General features: G+C 56.6%; 1 protein-coding gene. It reads right to left on the bottom strand.

Annotated elements, in window-relative coordinates; translation table 11 throughout:
• A partial coding sequence (locus QP922_RS12905; protein WP_284809924.1) for a transposase occupies nucleotides 1-212 on the bottom strand: 212 nt, incomplete at both ends.

Raw genomic sequence — 212 nt, 5'->3', positions numbered from 1 at the left:
GCAAAATACTTCGCGGCCTTGCGCAGGATATCGCGTTCTTCGCGCAGCTTAGAGACTTCTTTTTCTAGCTGGCGGATCCGTTCAGAATCAGTGGTCGCCTGGGCGTTGTCACGCACGGTCTTCGTGCGGGCGCGTTTGCCGGTGCCGTACTGCTTGATCCAGGAATAAAGTGAGGAGCGATTGACTCCAAGCTCTGCTGAAGCCGCGTGAAG

The sequence above is a fragment of the Corynebacterium sp. MSK218 genome (assembly GCF_030232655.1).
Classification (GTDB): domain Bacteria; phylum Actinomycetota; class Actinomycetes; order Mycobacteriales; family Mycobacteriaceae; genus Corynebacterium.
The sequence above is the reverse complement of the archived record's forward strand: the minus strand, read 5'-3'. Positions and strand labels throughout refer to the sequence as shown.